The 14713-nt window shown below is 72.7% G+C and carries 15 protein-coding genes; 5 read left to right on the forward strand and 10 right to left on the reverse strand.

What is annotated here, in order from left to right; all coding sequences use genetic code 11:
* Positions 1-196: 196 nt before the first annotated feature.
* Complete coding sequence (locus OG710_RS03820) at positions 197-868, forward strand: lysophospholipid acyltransferase family protein (protein ID WP_111333856.1); 672 nt, start codon at positions 197-199, stop codon at positions 866-868.
* 64 nt (positions 869-932) lie between these two features.
* Here the strand turns inward: OG710_RS03820 and OG710_RS03825 are convergent, their stop codons facing one another.
* From OG710_RS03825 to argH, 5 genes are all read right to left on the reverse strand, one after another.
* Positions 933-2477, reverse strand: a complete 1545-nt coding sequence (locus tag OG710_RS03825) for an MFS transporter (protein ID WP_330238073.1) — start codon at positions 2475-2477, stop codon at positions 933-935.
* Positions 2474-3025: a TetR/AcrR family transcriptional regulator gene (locus OG710_RS03830; RefSeq protein WP_330238074.1), complete on the reverse strand. Its 552-nt coding sequence runs from the start codon at positions 3023-3025 to the stop codon at positions 2474-2476. The genes OG710_RS03825 and OG710_RS03830 overlap by 4 nt, the downstream gene beginning before the upstream one ends.
* Before the next feature lie 73 nt (positions 3026-3098).
* The gene (locus tag OG710_RS03835; protein ID WP_330238075.1) at positions 3099-3980 is read right to left on the reverse strand and encodes a sigma-70 family RNA polymerase sigma factor; all 882 of its coding nucleotides are present in this window, start codon (positions 3978-3980) and stop codon (positions 3099-3101) included.
* Positions 3981-4070: 90 nt separating this feature from the next.
* The gene (locus OG710_RS03840) at positions 4071-5042 is read right to left on the reverse strand and encodes an aldo/keto reductase (RefSeq protein ID WP_330238076.1); all 972 of its coding nucleotides are present in this window, start codon (positions 5040-5042) and stop codon (positions 4071-4073) included.
* Positions 5043-5107: 65 nt separating this feature from the next.
* Positions 5108-6541 carry an argininosuccinate lyase gene (gene argH / locus OG710_RS03845; RefSeq protein ID WP_330238077.1) on the reverse strand — a complete coding sequence of 478 codons (1434 nt, stop codon included), beginning with the start codon at positions 6539-6541 and terminating at the stop codon, positions 5108-5110.
* A 191-nt stretch (positions 6542-6732) separates the two neighbouring features.
* Between argH and OG710_RS03850 the strand changes: the two genes are divergently transcribed.
* Positions 6733-7440 (forward strand): L,D-transpeptidase family protein, encoded by a 708-nt coding sequence (locus OG710_RS03850; protein WP_330238078.1) that lies wholly within the window; start codon positions 6733-6735, stop codon positions 7438-7440.
* A gap of 48 nt (positions 7441-7488) precedes the next feature.
* Here OG710_RS03850 and OG710_RS03855 read toward each other — a convergent pair whose 3' ends face one another.
* From OG710_RS03855 to argC, 5 genes are read right to left on the reverse strand one after another with little or no spacing between them, the layout of a single operon-like run.
* Positions 7489-8025, reverse strand: coding sequence for an arginine repressor (locus tag OG710_RS03855; protein ID WP_239222639.1), 537 nt, complete (start codon positions 8023-8025; stop codon positions 7489-7491).
* Positions 8026-8049: 24 nt separating this feature from the next.
* Positions 8050-9246, reverse strand: coding sequence for an acetylornithine transaminase (locus OG710_RS03860; protein ID WP_330238079.1), 1197 nt, complete (start codon positions 9244-9246; stop codon positions 8050-8052).
* On the reverse strand, positions 9243-10145 hold the full coding sequence (gene argB, locus OG710_RS03865) for an acetylglutamate kinase (protein ID WP_111333840.1): 903 nt from the start codon (positions 10143-10145) through the stop codon (positions 9243-9245). Before argB ends, OG710_RS03860 begins: the two co-directional genes overlap by 4 nt.
* Positions 10142-11296 carry a bifunctional glutamate N-acetyltransferase/amino-acid acetyltransferase ArgJ gene (argJ, locus tag OG710_RS03870; protein WP_330238080.1) on the reverse strand — a complete coding sequence of 385 codons (1155 nt, stop codon included), beginning with the start codon at positions 11294-11296 and terminating at the stop codon, positions 10142-10144. Before argJ ends, argB begins: the two co-directional genes overlap by 4 nt.
* Positions 11293-12321: an N-acetyl-gamma-glutamyl-phosphate reductase gene (gene argC / locus OG710_RS03875; RefSeq protein WP_330238081.1), complete on the reverse strand. Its 1029-nt coding sequence runs from the start codon at positions 12319-12321 to the stop codon at positions 11293-11295. The genes argJ and argC overlap by 4 nt, the downstream gene beginning before the upstream one ends.
* Before the next feature lie 100 nt (positions 12322-12421).
* Between argC and OG710_RS03880 the strand changes: the two genes are divergently transcribed.
* From OG710_RS03880 to OG710_RS03890, 3 genes are read left to right on the forward strand one after another with little or no spacing between them, the layout of a single operon-like run.
* Positions 12422-12856 (forward strand): VOC family protein, encoded by a 435-nt coding sequence (locus OG710_RS03880; RefSeq protein ID WP_330238082.1) that lies wholly within the window; start codon positions 12422-12424, stop codon positions 12854-12856.
* A complete protein-coding gene (locus OG710_RS03885; RefSeq protein WP_330238083.1) occupies positions 12856-13614 on the forward strand; it encodes a DUF6193 family natural product biosynthesis protein in 759 nt (252 codons plus the stop codon). The genes OG710_RS03880 and OG710_RS03885 overlap by 1 nt, the downstream gene beginning before the upstream one ends.
* A 48-nt stretch (positions 13615-13662) precedes the next feature.
* Positions 13663-14631: a GlxA family transcriptional regulator gene (locus OG710_RS03890; RefSeq protein ID WP_330238084.1), complete on the forward strand. Its 969-nt coding sequence runs from the start codon at positions 13663-13665 to the stop codon at positions 14629-14631.
* Positions 14632-14713: the final 82 nt, after the last annotated feature.

Genomic DNA, 14713 nt, shown 5'->3' on the forward strand with positions numbered 1-14713 from the left:
GGCGAGGACCGAGCGTAGGCAGGGGCGGGGTCGCGGGGGCGGCACCTGGACGAACACGGCGCGAATGCGTGTCGACGCGGTGTATCCGGTGTGTGAACCCGATGTGCGCGGGGCCGGTACCCGCGAGTATCGTCCTCACCTGCATGGACCCCCACCACCGTCGCCCGGCCGCCCGGCCACTACACCGGAGGAAGCGTTGTCCCGACTCGCACTCATCAAGGCAGTGCTCGGACCGATCCTGCGTCTGATGTTCCGTCCGCAGGTGGACGGCATCGAGAACATTCCGGGGACCGGACCGGTGATCCTCGCGGGCAACCACCTGACGTTCATCGACTCGATGATCATGCCGATCTGCTGCGAGCGGCCGGTGTACTTCATCGGCAAGGACGAGTACGTGACGGGCAAGGGCCTCAAGGGCCGGCTGATGGCCTGGTTCTTCACCGGCGTGGGCATGATCCCGGTGGACCGTGACGGCGGGCGCGGCGGTGTCGCGGCGCTGATGACGGGCCGGCGGGTGCTGGAGGAGGGCAAGGCCTTCGCGATCTACCCGGAGGGCACCCGCTCCCCCGACGGCCGGCTCTACCGGGGCCGTACGGGCATCGCCCGGCTGACGCTGATGACGGGCGCGCCGGTGGTGCCGTTCGCGATGATCGGCACGGACAAGCTCCAGCCGGGCGGCGCGGGGCTGCCCCGGCCGGGCAAGGTCAGGGTGCGTTTCGGCGCGCCGATGGAGTTCTCGCGCTACGAGGGCATGGACCGCGACCGCTATGTGCTGCGGGCGGTGACGGACTCCGTGATGGCCGAGGTGATGCGGTTGTCCGGCCAGGAGTACGTGGACATGTACGCGACCAAGGCGAAGGCGGCCTGATCCGCCGGCGTTCCGTGTGAGGGCCCGCTCCCGGCCGGGGGCGGGCCCTCACGCGTATGCCGGGCTACTCGTGCACGATGCCTTCCTCCAGTTCCTGGCCGCGCAGCAGGAACCAGGCGGCGACCGCGGTCGCCACGAGGACGACGGCGCCGACGACCGAGGCGAGGTGCAGCCCGTCCACGAACGCGTCCTGGGCGGCGGAGACCAGTTCGGCGGCCTCGTGGGCCGGCAGCAGGTGCGAGGACTCCACGGCGCCGCCGAGTGATTCGTGCGCGGCGGACGAGACGGCGGCCGGGGTGTGCTCGGGGGCCGTGAAGCTCTGGTACGAGTGGGTGACGATGGAGCCGAGCAGCGCGATGCCGAGGGCGGCGCCGAGTTCGTACGCCGTCTCGGAGACCGCGGAGGCGGAGCCCGCGTGCTCCTTGGGGACGCTGGAGAGGATGACGTCGGAGGTCACCGTGAACGCGAAGCCCGCGCCGACGCCGACGACCAGGAGCAGCGCGCCGATCAGCGGGTAGGCCGTGTCGCGGTGGACGGCGGCGACCGTGGCCAGGGCCAGGCCGATCGCGGCGAGCCCGCCGGAGACCACCACCCGTACGGTGTACCGCCGGGCGACGACGCCCGCCAGCAGGCCCGCGGTGACCGCGCCCGCGGCGGCGGGCAGTTCGGCCAGCCCGGCCTCCAGCGGTCCGCGTCCCTGGACCAGCTGGAGGAACTGGGAGAGGAAGAAGACCAGTCCGGACAGGCCCAGGATGGTCAGCAGATCGGCCAGCACGGCGCCGGAGAAGCCCCGGTGGTGGAAGAGGCGCATGTCGAGCAGGGGCGCGGGGAGCCGGAACTGACGGCGTACGAACCAGGTCAGCGCCAGCAGTCCGGCGACGCCCACCACGGCCGGGGTCCAGCCCGCGCCGTGGGCGGCCAGCTCCTTGATGGCGTAGACGACGCCGATCATCCCGACCAGCGAGAGACCCACGCTCGGCAGGTCCCAGGGGCCGGGCGCCGGGTTCTTCGACTCGGGGATGAGCTTGATGCCGACCGCCACGAGCACGGCCATCACGGGCAGGTTGATCAGGAAGACCGAGCCCCACCAGAAGTGTTCGAGCAGGAATCCGCCGACGACCGGTCCCACGGCGGCCCCGGCCGAGGCCATGGCGCCCCAGATGCCGATGGCGAGGCTGCGCTCGCGGGGGTCGTGGAAGAGGTTGCGGATCAGGGCCAGGGTGGACGGCATCAGGGTGGCGCCGGCGACGCCGAGCAGGGCCCGCGCCACGATCATCATCTCGGGGGTGTGCGCGTAGGCGTTGAGCACCGAGACCGCGCCGAAGGCGGTGGCGCCGCACAGCAGCAGCTTCTTGCGGCCGATGCGGTCGCCGAGGCTGCCCATGGAGACCAGGAGTCCGGCGATGACGAAGGAGTAGACGTCACCGATCCACAGCAGCTGGGTGCCGGTCGGCTCCAGGTCCTCGCTGAGGAACGGGGTGGCCAGGCCGAGCACGGTGGCGTCCACGGCCACCAGCAGCACCGCGAGGACGAGGACGGCCAGCGCGATCCACCGGCCGGGCCGGTACGGCTCCACGGGGGGTTCCGGCTGCTCTGCGACGCTGCTCATTGCTCCACGCTCCGGCGTGCGCCGCCGAGCAGCAACTCGACGACCATGTACGGGAAGTCCCGTGCGGCCACCCGGCCCGCCTGAACGGCCCACGCCGCGCTGCCGATGAGCCCGTACAGCGCCTCGGTCAGCCAGGCCGGGGTCAGGTCGATGCGGAACTCGCCGCGCTCCTGGCCGCGCAGGAAGAAGGCGGCGACGCGGGCGTCCAGCCGGTCCCAGCCGGGGTTCTGCTCCTCGCCCTCGAAGAGCTGGTTCTCCGTCACCAGGAAGGAGAGCAGCCCGGCGCTCGGCTCGACGGCGGCGACGAAGCGGCGCAGCGCCTCCTCGCTCGTGCCCTCGTCCATCGCGGCGGCGTCGAGGGCCGCCCCGAACTCCTGGATGCCCAGTTCCTCCAGCGCCCGTACGAGGGCGTCGCGACCGGCGAAGTGCCGGTGCAGGGTGGCGCGGCCGATGCCGGCGGCCTTGGCGACCTCGTCCGTGGTGGCAGTGGATTTGCGGGTCAGCAGGGCCGCAGCGGCGCGCAGCACTTGCTCACGATCAACACTCATGAGACGACACTAACCCGGATGAGACAATTTTGTCTCATCCGGGTGGATGGCGTCCCGCCGGCGCGCGGGCCGGTCAGTGGTCCAGCAGGACCAGGTCCAGGCCGGGCAGCCGCGCCGGGTCGCTGATCGCGTACATCTCCACGATCCGCCCGTTCTCGACGGTGAACCGCATGACCGAGAACGGCACCCCGGGCGCCGCCGAGACGACCGCGGGCCGGCCGTCGAGCAGGGCGGGCCGCCCCTCCGTGGCCAGCCGCGCGAACATGATCGCCTGCCGGGCCACCTGGGCGGCCCCGGCCACGGGCACGGGCACCCCGCTGTCGCCCGAGCGGACCACCACGTCCGGGTCGAGGACGGTGAGCAGCGCCTCGAAGTCGCCGCCCCGGGCGGCGGTCAGGAACGCCTCGACCACCTCGCGCCGCCGGCCGGCGTCCGGGTCGGGTACGGGATCGGCGCCCCGCACCCGGCGGCGGGCCCGGCTGGCGAGCTGGCGGGCGGCGGCCGGGGTGCGGTCGACGATCGGGGCGATCTCGTCGAACGGCACGGCGAACATGTCGTGCAGCACGAAGGCGAGGCGTTCGGCCGGGTCGAGCGTTTCGAGCACCACGAGCAGCGCCAGGCCCACGGAGTCGGCGACGAGTGCCTGCTCCTCCGGATCGCCGGAGCGGGCGGGGCCGGGGCCGGGCGGCACGGGGGCGTCCGCGCCGGTCTCCAGGGGCTCCTCGCGCCGGGCGCGGCGGGAGCGCAGCATGTCCAGGCAGACCCGTCCCACGACGGTCGTCAGCCAGCCGCCGAGGTTGCCGATGCCGGTGCCGTCGGTGCGGCCGAGCTTGATCCACGCCTCCTGGACCGCGTCCTGCGCCTCGGCGGTGGAGCCCAGCATGCGGTGGGCGACCGCCTCCAGACGGCCCCGGTGCTCCTCGAAACGTGCCGCCAGGTACTCGTGGTCGTTCAACTTCGCCCTCCCGCGCCGGATGCCGTCACCACACTGACGTGCGGGACGGCCGCGATGTGACGGGCGGCCGGGCGGTGCCGTGTGCCGGGGTCAGTTCCAGGGCAGCGATGCGCGGTGGCGCCAGTACGCCTCCGGCTCCTCGACCAGGGCGTCCAGCCGGGCGCGCCGCTCCTCGTCGAGGACGGGCACGGTCGCGTGGAGGTTGCCGAAGAGCTGGGCGGGGGTGGCCGCGCCGGAGAGCACGACCCCGGCCCAGGGCTGGTGGAGCACCAGGGCGAGGGCGACCGCGTCGCTGCCCAGGCCCTCCTCCCCCGCGATCTCCCGCACGACGGCGGGCGCCTGGTCGCCGGCGAGCCTGCCGTTGGCCATGGCCTCCTTGACGATGACGGTGAGCCCGGCGGCGTGCGCCTCGGCGAGTGCGGGTCCGGCCGAGGTCTCCAGCGCGTTGTAGGTGGCCTGGACGGTACGGAAGAGGGGGGCGCCGTCCACCGTGATCGCGAGGGCGGCCCGGATCGCCTCCGCCTGGCCGGGTCCGCTGGTGGACAGGCCGACGCTGACGCCCCCGTCCGCGAGGCGGGCGAGGCGGGTGTGGAGGTCCTTGTCGGTGAGCGCCGGGCTGTCCGGGGTGACGGAGTGGATCTGGTAGAGGTCGAGCCGGTCGCCGAGGAGGGCGGCGGTCTCGGCGCGCTGGCGCTCGTAGGCGGCGGCGCTGTGGTCCTTGACCTCGTGGGTCTCGGCGTCGGGGCGCCAGTCGGCGGTGTAGGTGTAGCCCCACTTGCTGCCGACGACGACGTCGTCCGCCTCGGGGTGCGCGGCGAGCCAGCCGGCCAGGAACTCCTCGGCGCGCCCGTAGGAGCGGGCGGTGTCGATGTAGCGGACGCCCTGCGCGTAGGCGGCGTCGAGGAGTTCGTGCGTACGGTCGCGCAGGGCGTCGGGCGAGCGGTCACCAGGCAGGTCGCGGTCGCGGTGCGGGGTGAGGTAGCCGGGCCTGCCGATGGCGGCCAAGCCGAGCCCGATGTGGGCGGTGGGGGTGGTCGCGGCGGAAAGTCGGGCGAACGGCATCGCGGGCTCCTCGTCGTCGGGCAGGACGCGCCTACCCCTCAACGTAGCCCGCGATGCCTTTCCGGCTACTTGCGCGCGTCCGCCCAGGCGTGCTGGACGGCGAGGTCGGCCTTGACCTCGGCCAGTTGGGTGGCGACGGCGGAGGGGGCGGTGCCGCCCCGGCCGCTGCGGGAGGCGAGGGCGCCGGGCACGTCGAGGACGGTGCGGACGTCCGGGGTGAGGTGCTCGGAGATCTTCGCGAACTGCTCGTCGCTCAGCTCGTCCAGCTCGATGCCGTGGTGCTCGCACTCCTTGACGCACTCGCCGGCGACCTCGTGGGCGACGCGGAAGGGGACGCCCCGCTTGACCAGCCACTCGGCGATGTCCGTGGCGAGCGAGAAGCCGGCCGGGGCCAGTTCCTCCATGCGCTCGCGGTTGACGGTGAGCGTCGCCATCATGCCGGTGAAGGCGGGGAGCAGGACCTCCAGCTGGTCGCAGGAGTCGAAGACGGGCTCCTTGTCCTCCTGGAGGTCGCGGTTGTACGCGAGCGGCAGGGCCTTGAGCGTGGCCATCAGGCCGGTGAGGTTGCCGATGAGCCGGCCCGACTTGCCGCGCGCCAGCTCCGCGATGTCCGGGTTCTTCTTCTGCGGCATGATCGAGGAGCCGGTGGAGAAGGCGTCGTGCAGGGTGACGAAGGAGAACTCCTTCGTGTTCCAGATGATGATCTCCTCGGCGATCCGGGAGAGGTTGACGCCGATCATCGCGGTGACGAACGCGAACTCGGCGACGAAGTCCCGTGCGGCGGTGCCGTCGATGGAGTTGCCCACGGAGCCGCGCTCGAAGCCGAGGTCGGCGGCGACCGCCTCCGGGTCCAGCCCCAGCGAGGACCCGGCCAGCGCGCCGGACCCGTACGGCGAGACGGCCGTCCGCTCGTCCCACTGGCGCAGCCGCTCCGCGTCGCGGGACAGGGCCTGGACGTGGGCCAGGACGTGGTGGGCGAAGAGCACCGGCTGGGCGTGCTGGAGGTGCGTACGGCCGGGCATGGCCACGTCCGGGTGGGCCTCGGCGAGACCGACGAGCGCGTCCTGGAGATCGGCGATCAGGCCGCCGATGATCCGGGCGTGGTCGCGCAGGTACATCCGGAACAGGGTGGCGATCTGGTCGTTGCGGGACCGGCCGGCCCGGAGCTTGCCGCCGAGGTCGGGCCCGAGCCGCTCCAGCAGCCCGCGCTCCAGGGCGGTGTGGACGTCCTCGTCGGCGATGGTGCCGGTGAAGGAGCCGTCCGCCACATCCGCTTCGAGCTGGTCGAGCCCGGCGGTCATCCGGTTCAGCTCGTCCTCGGTGAGCAGCCCCGCCTTGTGCAGGACGCGGGCGTGGGCACGGGAGCCGGCGATGTCGTACGGCGCGAGCCGCCAGTCGAAGTGGACGGAGGCGGACAGCCTGGCCAGCGCCTCGGCCGGCCCGTCGGCGAAGCGGGCGCCCCAGAGACGTACGTCGCCGTTGCCGTTGCCGTTGCTCACTGCGTGCTCCTCGGAAGAACCAGGGGAATCGGATGCGCGGGGCCACCGGCGCCTTCACGGTGCGGCCGTCGCCACGATCACTGACAGGCATAACTATGCAATCGACTGCATGGTTTGTCAAAGAGGGTGTCGGCGCACCGTGACCCGCCGAACCCGTGTGCGGGGCACGACGGCGGCCTAGAGTCCGTTCCATGCGAAGACTCATCACCACCGCCGCCGTTCTGCTGGCCCTCGGCACCGTGGTCGGGGCCGGGCGGCCGCCGCTGGTCACCGCCCCGCTGCCGATGCGGCTCGCCGACACCGGGGGCGGCACCCAGTTGATCACCGCCATGGCGGACGGCACCTCGTCCACGTCGGGCACGCTCACCTGGTGGGACCTGAAGGACGGAAGGTGGGTGGCCGCAGGGAAGGCCACCGCGCGGTTCGGCTCGAAGGGCCTCACCGAGGGCAGCACCCGCAAGCAGAGCACGTACACGACGCCGACCGGGCTGTACGACCTGCCGTACGCGTTCGGGGTCGATGCGGCGCCGGTCGGCATCCGCTATCCGTACCGGCGGGCCACCACCAAGTCCTGGTGGTGCGAGGACAACGAGGCGCGCGACTACAACCGCTGGGTGGAGCCGCTGCCCTCGGACTGCCGGGCCTCGGAGTCGGAGCAGATCACCGCGTACCCCACGCAGTACGCCCACGCGCTCGTCATCGGCTTCAACTACGACGAGCCGGTGCGCGGCCGGGGCGCCGGGATCTTCCTGCACGTCAACGGGTCCGGCGCGACCGCCGGTTGCGTCTCCGTACCGGCGGACGCGATGGACCGCATCCTGGCCTGGGCCGACCCGGCCCGTAAGCCGCACATCGCGATCGGCACCTACGGCGGCGCCACCGCGATCACCAACTACTGAGCGCGCGCCGCACGGTCGCCGCCGCACCGGCGCTCCGTCAGCGCTCCGTCAGCGCTCGTTCTGTGCGAGCCGCAGCAGATGGTCGGCGAGTGCCTGCCCGCCGGCCGGATCGCGGCTGATCAGCATGAGCGTGTCGTCGCCCGCGATGGTGCCGAGGATGTCGTGCAGTTCGGCCTGGTCGATGGCCGAGGCGAGGAACTGCGCGGCGCCCGGCGGCGTACGCAGTACCACCAGGTTGGCCGAGGCCTCCGCCGAGATGAGCAGCTCGGCGGAGAGCCTGCGCATCCGCTCCTCCTTGGCGGAGCCGCCCAACGGCGCCTGCGGGGTGCGGAATCCGCCCTCGCTCGGCACCGCGTAGATCAGCTCGCCGCCGGTGTTGCGGATCTTCACCGCGCCCAGCTCGTCCAGGTCGCGGGAGAGCGTCGCCTGGGTGACGCTCAGTCCGTCGTCCGCGAGGAGCCTGGCCAGCTGGCTCTGCGAGCGCACCGGCTGCCGGTTGAGGATGTCCACGATCCTGCGGTGGCGCGCCGTGCGGGTCTGCGGCACCGAAGGCCCGCCGAACTCGGATTCCTGCGCCTCGGTCATCGTCGTCGCCTCATTCTCCGGAGGTCACTTTCCGGATCGTCCGTCCCCGTATGCCGCGTCGAGGGCACCCGGCAGCGCCTGGAGGAACGTGTCCACCTCCGCGTCACCGATGGTCAGCGGCGGCATCAGCCGCACCACGTCGGGCGCGGGCGCGTTCACCAGGAGACCGGCCCCCTGAGCCGCCTGCTGCACCTGGGGCGCAAGGGGCTCGGTGAGCACGATACCCAGCAGCAGTCCGGAGCCCCGGACGTGGGAGACCAACGGGTGGCCCAGCGCCTCCACGCCGTCCCGCAGCCGTTCCCCGACCCGCTTCACCTCGTCCAGCGCGCCGTCGGCGGCGAGGGTGTCCAGGACCGCGAGCCCGGCGGCGCAGGCGACCGGGTTGCCGCCGAACGTCGTCCCGTGCTGGCCGGGCGCGAGCAGCTCCGCCGCCGCGCCGAAGGCGACCGTCGCGCCGATCGGGAGTCCGCCGCCGAGCGCCTTGGCGAGGGTGACGATGTCGGGCTCGACGCTCTGGTGGGCCTGGTGCTCGAACCAGGTGCCGCACCGGCCGATGCCGGTCTGGACCTCGTCGAGGACGAGCAGGGTGCCGGTGGCGCGGGTGATCTCGCGGGCGGCCTCCAGGTAGCCGGCGGGCGGGACGACCACACCGTTCTCGCCCTGGATGGGCTCGATGATCACCAGCGCGGTCTCGGTGGTGACGGCGGCCCGCAGCGCCTCGGCGTCCCCGTACGGGACGTGCGTGACGTCGCCGGGCAGCGGGACGAACGGGTCGCGCTTCTTGGGCTGGCCGGTGAGGGCGAGGGCGCCCATGGTCCGGCCGTGGAAGCCGCCGTCGGTGGCGACCATGTGGGTACGCCCGGTCAGCCGGCCGATCTTGAACGCGGCCTCGTTGGCCTCGGCGCCCGAGTTGCAGAAGTAGACCTTGCCGGTGCGGCCGAAGAGCGAGAGGAGCCGCTCGGCGAGCGCGATGGGCGGTTCGGCGATGAAGAGGTTGGAGACGTGGGCGAGGGTGGCGATCTGGTCGGAGACCGCCCGGACGACGGCCGGGTGGGCGTGGCCGAGGTCGTTGACCGCGATACCGCCGACGAAGTCGAGGTACTCGGTGCCGTCCGCGTCCCACACCTTCGCGCCCTCGCCGCGCACCAGGGACAGCTTCGGAGTGCCGTAGTTGTCCATCAGCGCGTGCTGCCACCGCTGCGAGAGTTCGGCGTTGCTCATGATTCCCCCTGCGCGTCGGGCACGACCATCGTGCCGATTCCTTCGTCGGTGAAGATCTCCAGCAGGATCGAGTGCTGGACCCGGCCGTCGATGACGCGGGCCGTCTCGACCCCGTTGCGTACGGCGTGCAGACAGCCCTGCATCTTGGGCACCATGCCGCTGGACAGTTCCGGCAGCAGCTTCTCCAGCTCGGTCGCGGTGAGCCGGCTGATCACGTCGTCGCTGTTGGGCCAGTCCTCGTACAGGCCCTCGACATCGGTGAGGACCATGAGCGTCGCGGCGTTCAGCGCGGCGGCGAGCGCGGCGGCCGCGGTGTCGGCGTTGACGTTGTAGACGTGGTTGTCGTCGGCGGAGCGGGCGATGGACGAGACGACCGGGATGCGGCCGTCGTCGAGCAGTGCCTGGATGGCGCCGATGTCGATGGCGGTGATCTCGCCGACCCGGCCGATGTCCACCGGCTCGCCGTCGATGACGGGGCGGTGCTGTATCGCGGTGATGGTGTGGGCGTCCTCGCCGGTCAGTCCGACGGCGAGCGGCCCGTGCTGGTTGAGCAGGCCGACCAGCTCGCGCTGGACCTGTCCGGCGAGCACCATGCGCACGACGTCCATCGCCTCCGGCGTGGTGACGCGCAGACCGGCCTTGAACTCGCTGACCAGGCCCTGCTTGTCGAGCTGGGCGCTGATCTGGGGGCCGCCGCCGTGCACGACGACGGGCTTGAGGCCGGCGTGCCGCAGGAAGACGACGTCCTGGGCGAAGGCCGCCTTCAGCTCGTCGTCGATCATGGCGTTGCCGCCGAACTTGATGACGACGGTCCTGCCGTTGTGCCGGGTCAGCCAGGGCAGCGCTTCGATGAGGATCTGCGCCTTCGGGAGTGCGGTGTGCTTCCGCGCCGCGGTCATGAGCTGTACGCGCTGTTCTCGTGGACGTAGTCCGCGGTGAGGTCGTTGGCCCAGATGACGGCGGACTCGGTGCCGGCGGCGAGGTCGGCGGTGATCCGTACCTCCCGGAAGCGCATGTCCACCAGGTCGCGGTCCTCGCCGACGGCGCCGTTGCGGCAGACCCAGACGCCGTTGATGGCGACGTTGAGGGCGTCCGGCTCGAAGGCGGCCTTCGTGGTGCCGATCGCGGAGAGCACCCGGCCCCAGTTGGGGTCCTCGCCGTGGATGGCGCACTTGAGGAGGTTGTTGCGGGCGATGGAGCGGCCCACCTCGACGGCGTCGTCCTCGGTCGCGGCGTTGACGACCTCGATGCGGATGTCCTTGGAGGCGCCCTCGGCGTCCCCGATCAGCTGCCGGGCGAGGTCGTCGCAGACGGTGCGGACGGCCTCGGCGAACTCCTTCTGCTCCGGGGTGATGCCACTGGCGCCGGAGGCCAGCAGCAGCACGGTGTCGTTGGTGGACATGCAGCCGTCCGAGTCGACCCGGTCGAAGGTGGTGCGGGTGGCGTCGCGCAGGGCGGCGTCCAGCCCGGCGGCGTCCACGTCGGCGTCGGTGGTGAGGACGACGAGCATGGTGGCCAGACCCGGTGCGAGCATGCCCGCGCCCTTGGCCATGCCGCCGACGGTCCAGCCCTCGCCGCCGGCGACGGCGGTCTTGTGCACGGTGTCGGTGGTCTTGATGGCGATGGCGGCCTTCTCGCCGCCGTGCTCGCTGAGGGCGGCCGCGGCCTTCTCGATGCCCGGCAGCAGCTTGTCCATGGGGAGCAGGATGCCGATGAGGCCCGTGGAGGCGACGGCGATCTCGCCGGCGCTGTGGCCCGCCAGCACCTCGGCCGCCTTCTCGGCGGTGGAGTGGGTGTCCTGGAAGCCCTGCGGGCCCGTGCAGGCGTTGGCCCCGCCGGAGTTGAGGACGACGGCGGAGACCTCGCCGCCCTTGACGACCTGCTCGGACCACAGGACGGGGGCGGCCTTGACGCGGTTGGAGGTGAAGACGCCCGCGGCGGCGCGGCGCGGACCGTTGTTGACCACGAGGGCCAGGTCCGGGTTGCCGTTCTCCTTGATTCCGGCGGCGATGCCCGCCGCCGTGAATCCTTGTGCTGCCGTGACGCTCACGGTGCGACTCCGATCGTGGAAAGGCCGGTGTCCTCGGGCAGTCCGAGGGCGATGTTCATGGACTGCAGGGCGCCGCCCGCGGTGCCCTTGGCGAGGTTGTCGATGGCGCTGATCGCGATGATCCGGCCGGCCGCCTCGTCGTACGCGACCTGGATCTGCACGGCGTTGGAGCCGTACACGGCGGCGGTGGCGGGCCACTGCCCCTCGGGGAGCAGGTCGACGAACGGCTCGTCCGCGTACGCCTTCTCGTAGGCGGCGCGTACGGTTTCGGCGCTCGTCCCGGCCTTCGCCTTCGCGGTGCAGGTGGCGAGGATGCCGCGGGGCATGGGCGCCAGGGTCGGCGTGAACGAGACGGTGACCGGCTCGCCGGCGGCGGCGCTGAGGTTCTGGATCATCTCGGGGGTGTGCCGGTGGACGCCGCCGACGCCGTACGGCGACATGTTGCCCATCACCTCGGAGCCGAGGAGATGCGGCTTGGCGGCCTTGCCGGCGCCCGAGGTCCCGGACGCGGCGACGATCACGGCCTCCGGCTCGGCGAGCTGCGCCGCGTACGCGGGGAAGAGCGCGAGCGACACGGCGGTGGGGTAGCACCCGGGCACCGCGATCCGCTTGCTGCCCGCGAGCGCGGCCCGGCCGCCGGGCAGCTCGGGCAGCCCGTAGGGCCAGGTGCCGGCGTGCGGCGAGCCGTAGAATTTCTCCCAGTCCCCCGCGTCGGCGAGCCGGAAGTCGGCCCCCATGTCCACCACGAGCACCTCGTCCCCGAGCTGCTCGGCCACGGCGGCGGACTGGCCGTGCGGCAGGGCCAGGAAGACCACGTCGTGCCCGGCGAGCACCTCGGCGGTGGTGGGTTCGAGGACGCGCCCGGCCAGCGGACGCAGGTGCGGTTGGAGGGCACCGAGGGGCTGGCCCGCGTTGGAGTTGGCGGTGAGTGCGCCGATCTCCACCTCGGGGTGGGCAAGCAGCAGTCGGAGCAGTTCCCCGCCCGCGTATCCGCTCGCCCCTGCCACTGCTGCGCGTACCGCCATCGAAAGCCTCCTCGTCGATGGCATGACTATACGCAGCGATGCACTTTTATGCAAAGATTTTCCGCTGGAGCGGCGTCCGATCCGCCCCTAGGGTGGCCCCATGGCGGCGATCAAGCATTTCCAGGTGACCTTCGACTGCGCGGACCCCGAGCGAGTGGGGCGCTTCTGGTGCGCGGTGCTGGGGTACGTCCCGCCGGAGCCGCCGGAGGGGTTCGACTCCTGGGACGCGTACAACGCCACGCTGCCGGACGGGGAGCGGAACACCTGGTTCGCGGCCTCCGACCCGACCGGGGCCGGTCCGCGGATGTACTTCCAGAAGGTCCCCGAGGGCAAGACCGCCAAGAACCGGGTGCACCTCGATGTCCGGGTGGCCACCGGGCTCAAGGGCGAGGAGCGGCTGGCGGCGCTTGAGGCCGAGTGCGCCCGGCTGCTCCCGCTCGGCGCGGTGCGCGGCAGGCTGCTGCTCGCCGACGAGGAGAACGAGTCCTGCCTCAATATGCAGGACGTCGAGGGCAACGAATTCTGCCTCGACTGATGTCCGGCACCCCCCGGCCCGACCCGGCCGTCCTGTACCCCGAGGTCGCCGCGCACGGCAGCCTCGTCGCCGCTCTCAGGGCCGCGGCGGGCGGCGGCCTGGACGCGGTACCCCTGCATGCCTCCGACATCGAGCCCTTGTTCCACGCCGGCGCCGCCTCGGCGGTGCCGTACCGCGAACCCCTGAAAATCGAGGCGTGGCGGCACGAACGGCGGTGGCACATCAGAGGTGAGGACTCCTTCCAGTTCGGGGCCCTCCTGAAGGGCGAGACGGACGACCTGGCCCAACTGGCGCGGGCGGTCCGGGGCTGGCACGACGGGGAGTCGCCGGAGGAGATCCGCCGGGCGGCACCCTTCGCCCGGCCCACCGGCCGGTTCGAGGTGCCCGATCGCGACCCGGGGCGCCTGACCGAGTCCGAGTGGCGGTGCCTGCTGTGGGAGGCGGCCGGGCTGGAGTACCCGTGGGCCCCGGCGTACCTTTCCCTGATCGAGGCGGCGTACGCCCAGCCCGCGCTGCGGGCGCTCTACCCGTTCACGAGCCACTGGGCGCTCCGGTTCTCCACCGCCACGCGTCCGTACATGAGCGTGGTGGGCCCGTCCCTGGTCGCGCTCGGGCCCGGAGAGTTCGGACTGGGCAGCGGAGTCGTCGCCTGCGACCTGGGTGAGTTCGCCTCCGCCGGGGAGGCCGTCGCCGCAGCGCTCGCCCGCCTGCCGCCCGGCCTGGGCCCCGTCGTGCTCGGCACCACGCCGACGCGGTGAGCGCCGGGCGGCGGGACCGTGCCCGCCCGGCCGCGTACGCTCGCGCCCATGCCGGCCCCCGAACCCGCCTCCCGTCCGCACCGTGTCGCCGTGCTCGTGCTCGAAGGGGCGAAGCCGCTCGACGTCGGGATTCCGGCGCAGGTGTTCACGACGCGGGCCAGCATGCCGTACGAGGTCCGGGTGTGCGGGGCCGCGCCGGGGCTGGTGACCGGCGGGGACGGGCTGGCGTACCACGTCACCCACGGGCTCTCCGCGCTGACCTGGGCCGACATCGTCTTCGTACCCGGCTACCGGCGGCCGGACCGGGAGGACCCGCCGCGTGCCGTGATCGACGCCCTGGTCGCCGCGCACGTGCGCGGGGCGCGGCTCGCCGCCATCTCGACCGGGGCGTTCGCGCTCGCCGCGACCGGGCTGCTCGACGGCCGCCGGGCCACCACGCACTGGCACTACACACGGGCGCTCGCCGCGAAGTACCCGCTCGTCCGGGTGGACGAGAACGTGCTGTTCGTCGACGAGGGCAGTGTGCTCACCTCGGCCGGCGCCGCCTCCGGGATCGACCTGTGCCTGCACATCCTGCGCGGCGACCTCGGCGTCGCCGCGTCCAACTACGCGGCCCGGCGGCTCGTCGCCGCCCCGTACCGCAGCGGCGGGCAGGCGCAGTACGTGCCGCGCAGCGTGCCCGAGCCGCTGGGCGAGCGGTTCGCGGCCACCCGTGAATGGGCGCTGCACCGGCTCGGCGAGCCGCTCACCCTGGACGCGCTGGCCCGGCACGCGGCGGTCTCGCCGCGGACGTTCTCGCGCCGGTTCGTCGAGGACACCGGCTACACGCCGATGCAGTGGGTGATGCGCGCCCGCATCGACCTGGCCCGCGAACTCCTGGAGCGCTCGGAGCGGGCGGTGGAGCAGATCGCCGCCGACGTCGGGCTCGGCACGGGCGCGAATCTGCGGCTGCACTTCCAGCGCATCCTGGGCACCACACCGAGCGAGTACCGGCGCACCTTCACCCGGGGCGAGTAGGGCGCTCCGGCGACCGCTCCGGCTGGCGGGATACTTGCGGACCGTGGCGATCACGCCGCTGTTCGGGGCGGGCGGCGCCCGC

The sequence above is a fragment of the Streptomyces sp. NBC_00525 genome (assembly GCF_036346595.1).
GTDB lineage: Bacteria > Actinomycetota > Actinomycetes > Streptomycetales > Streptomycetaceae > Streptomyces.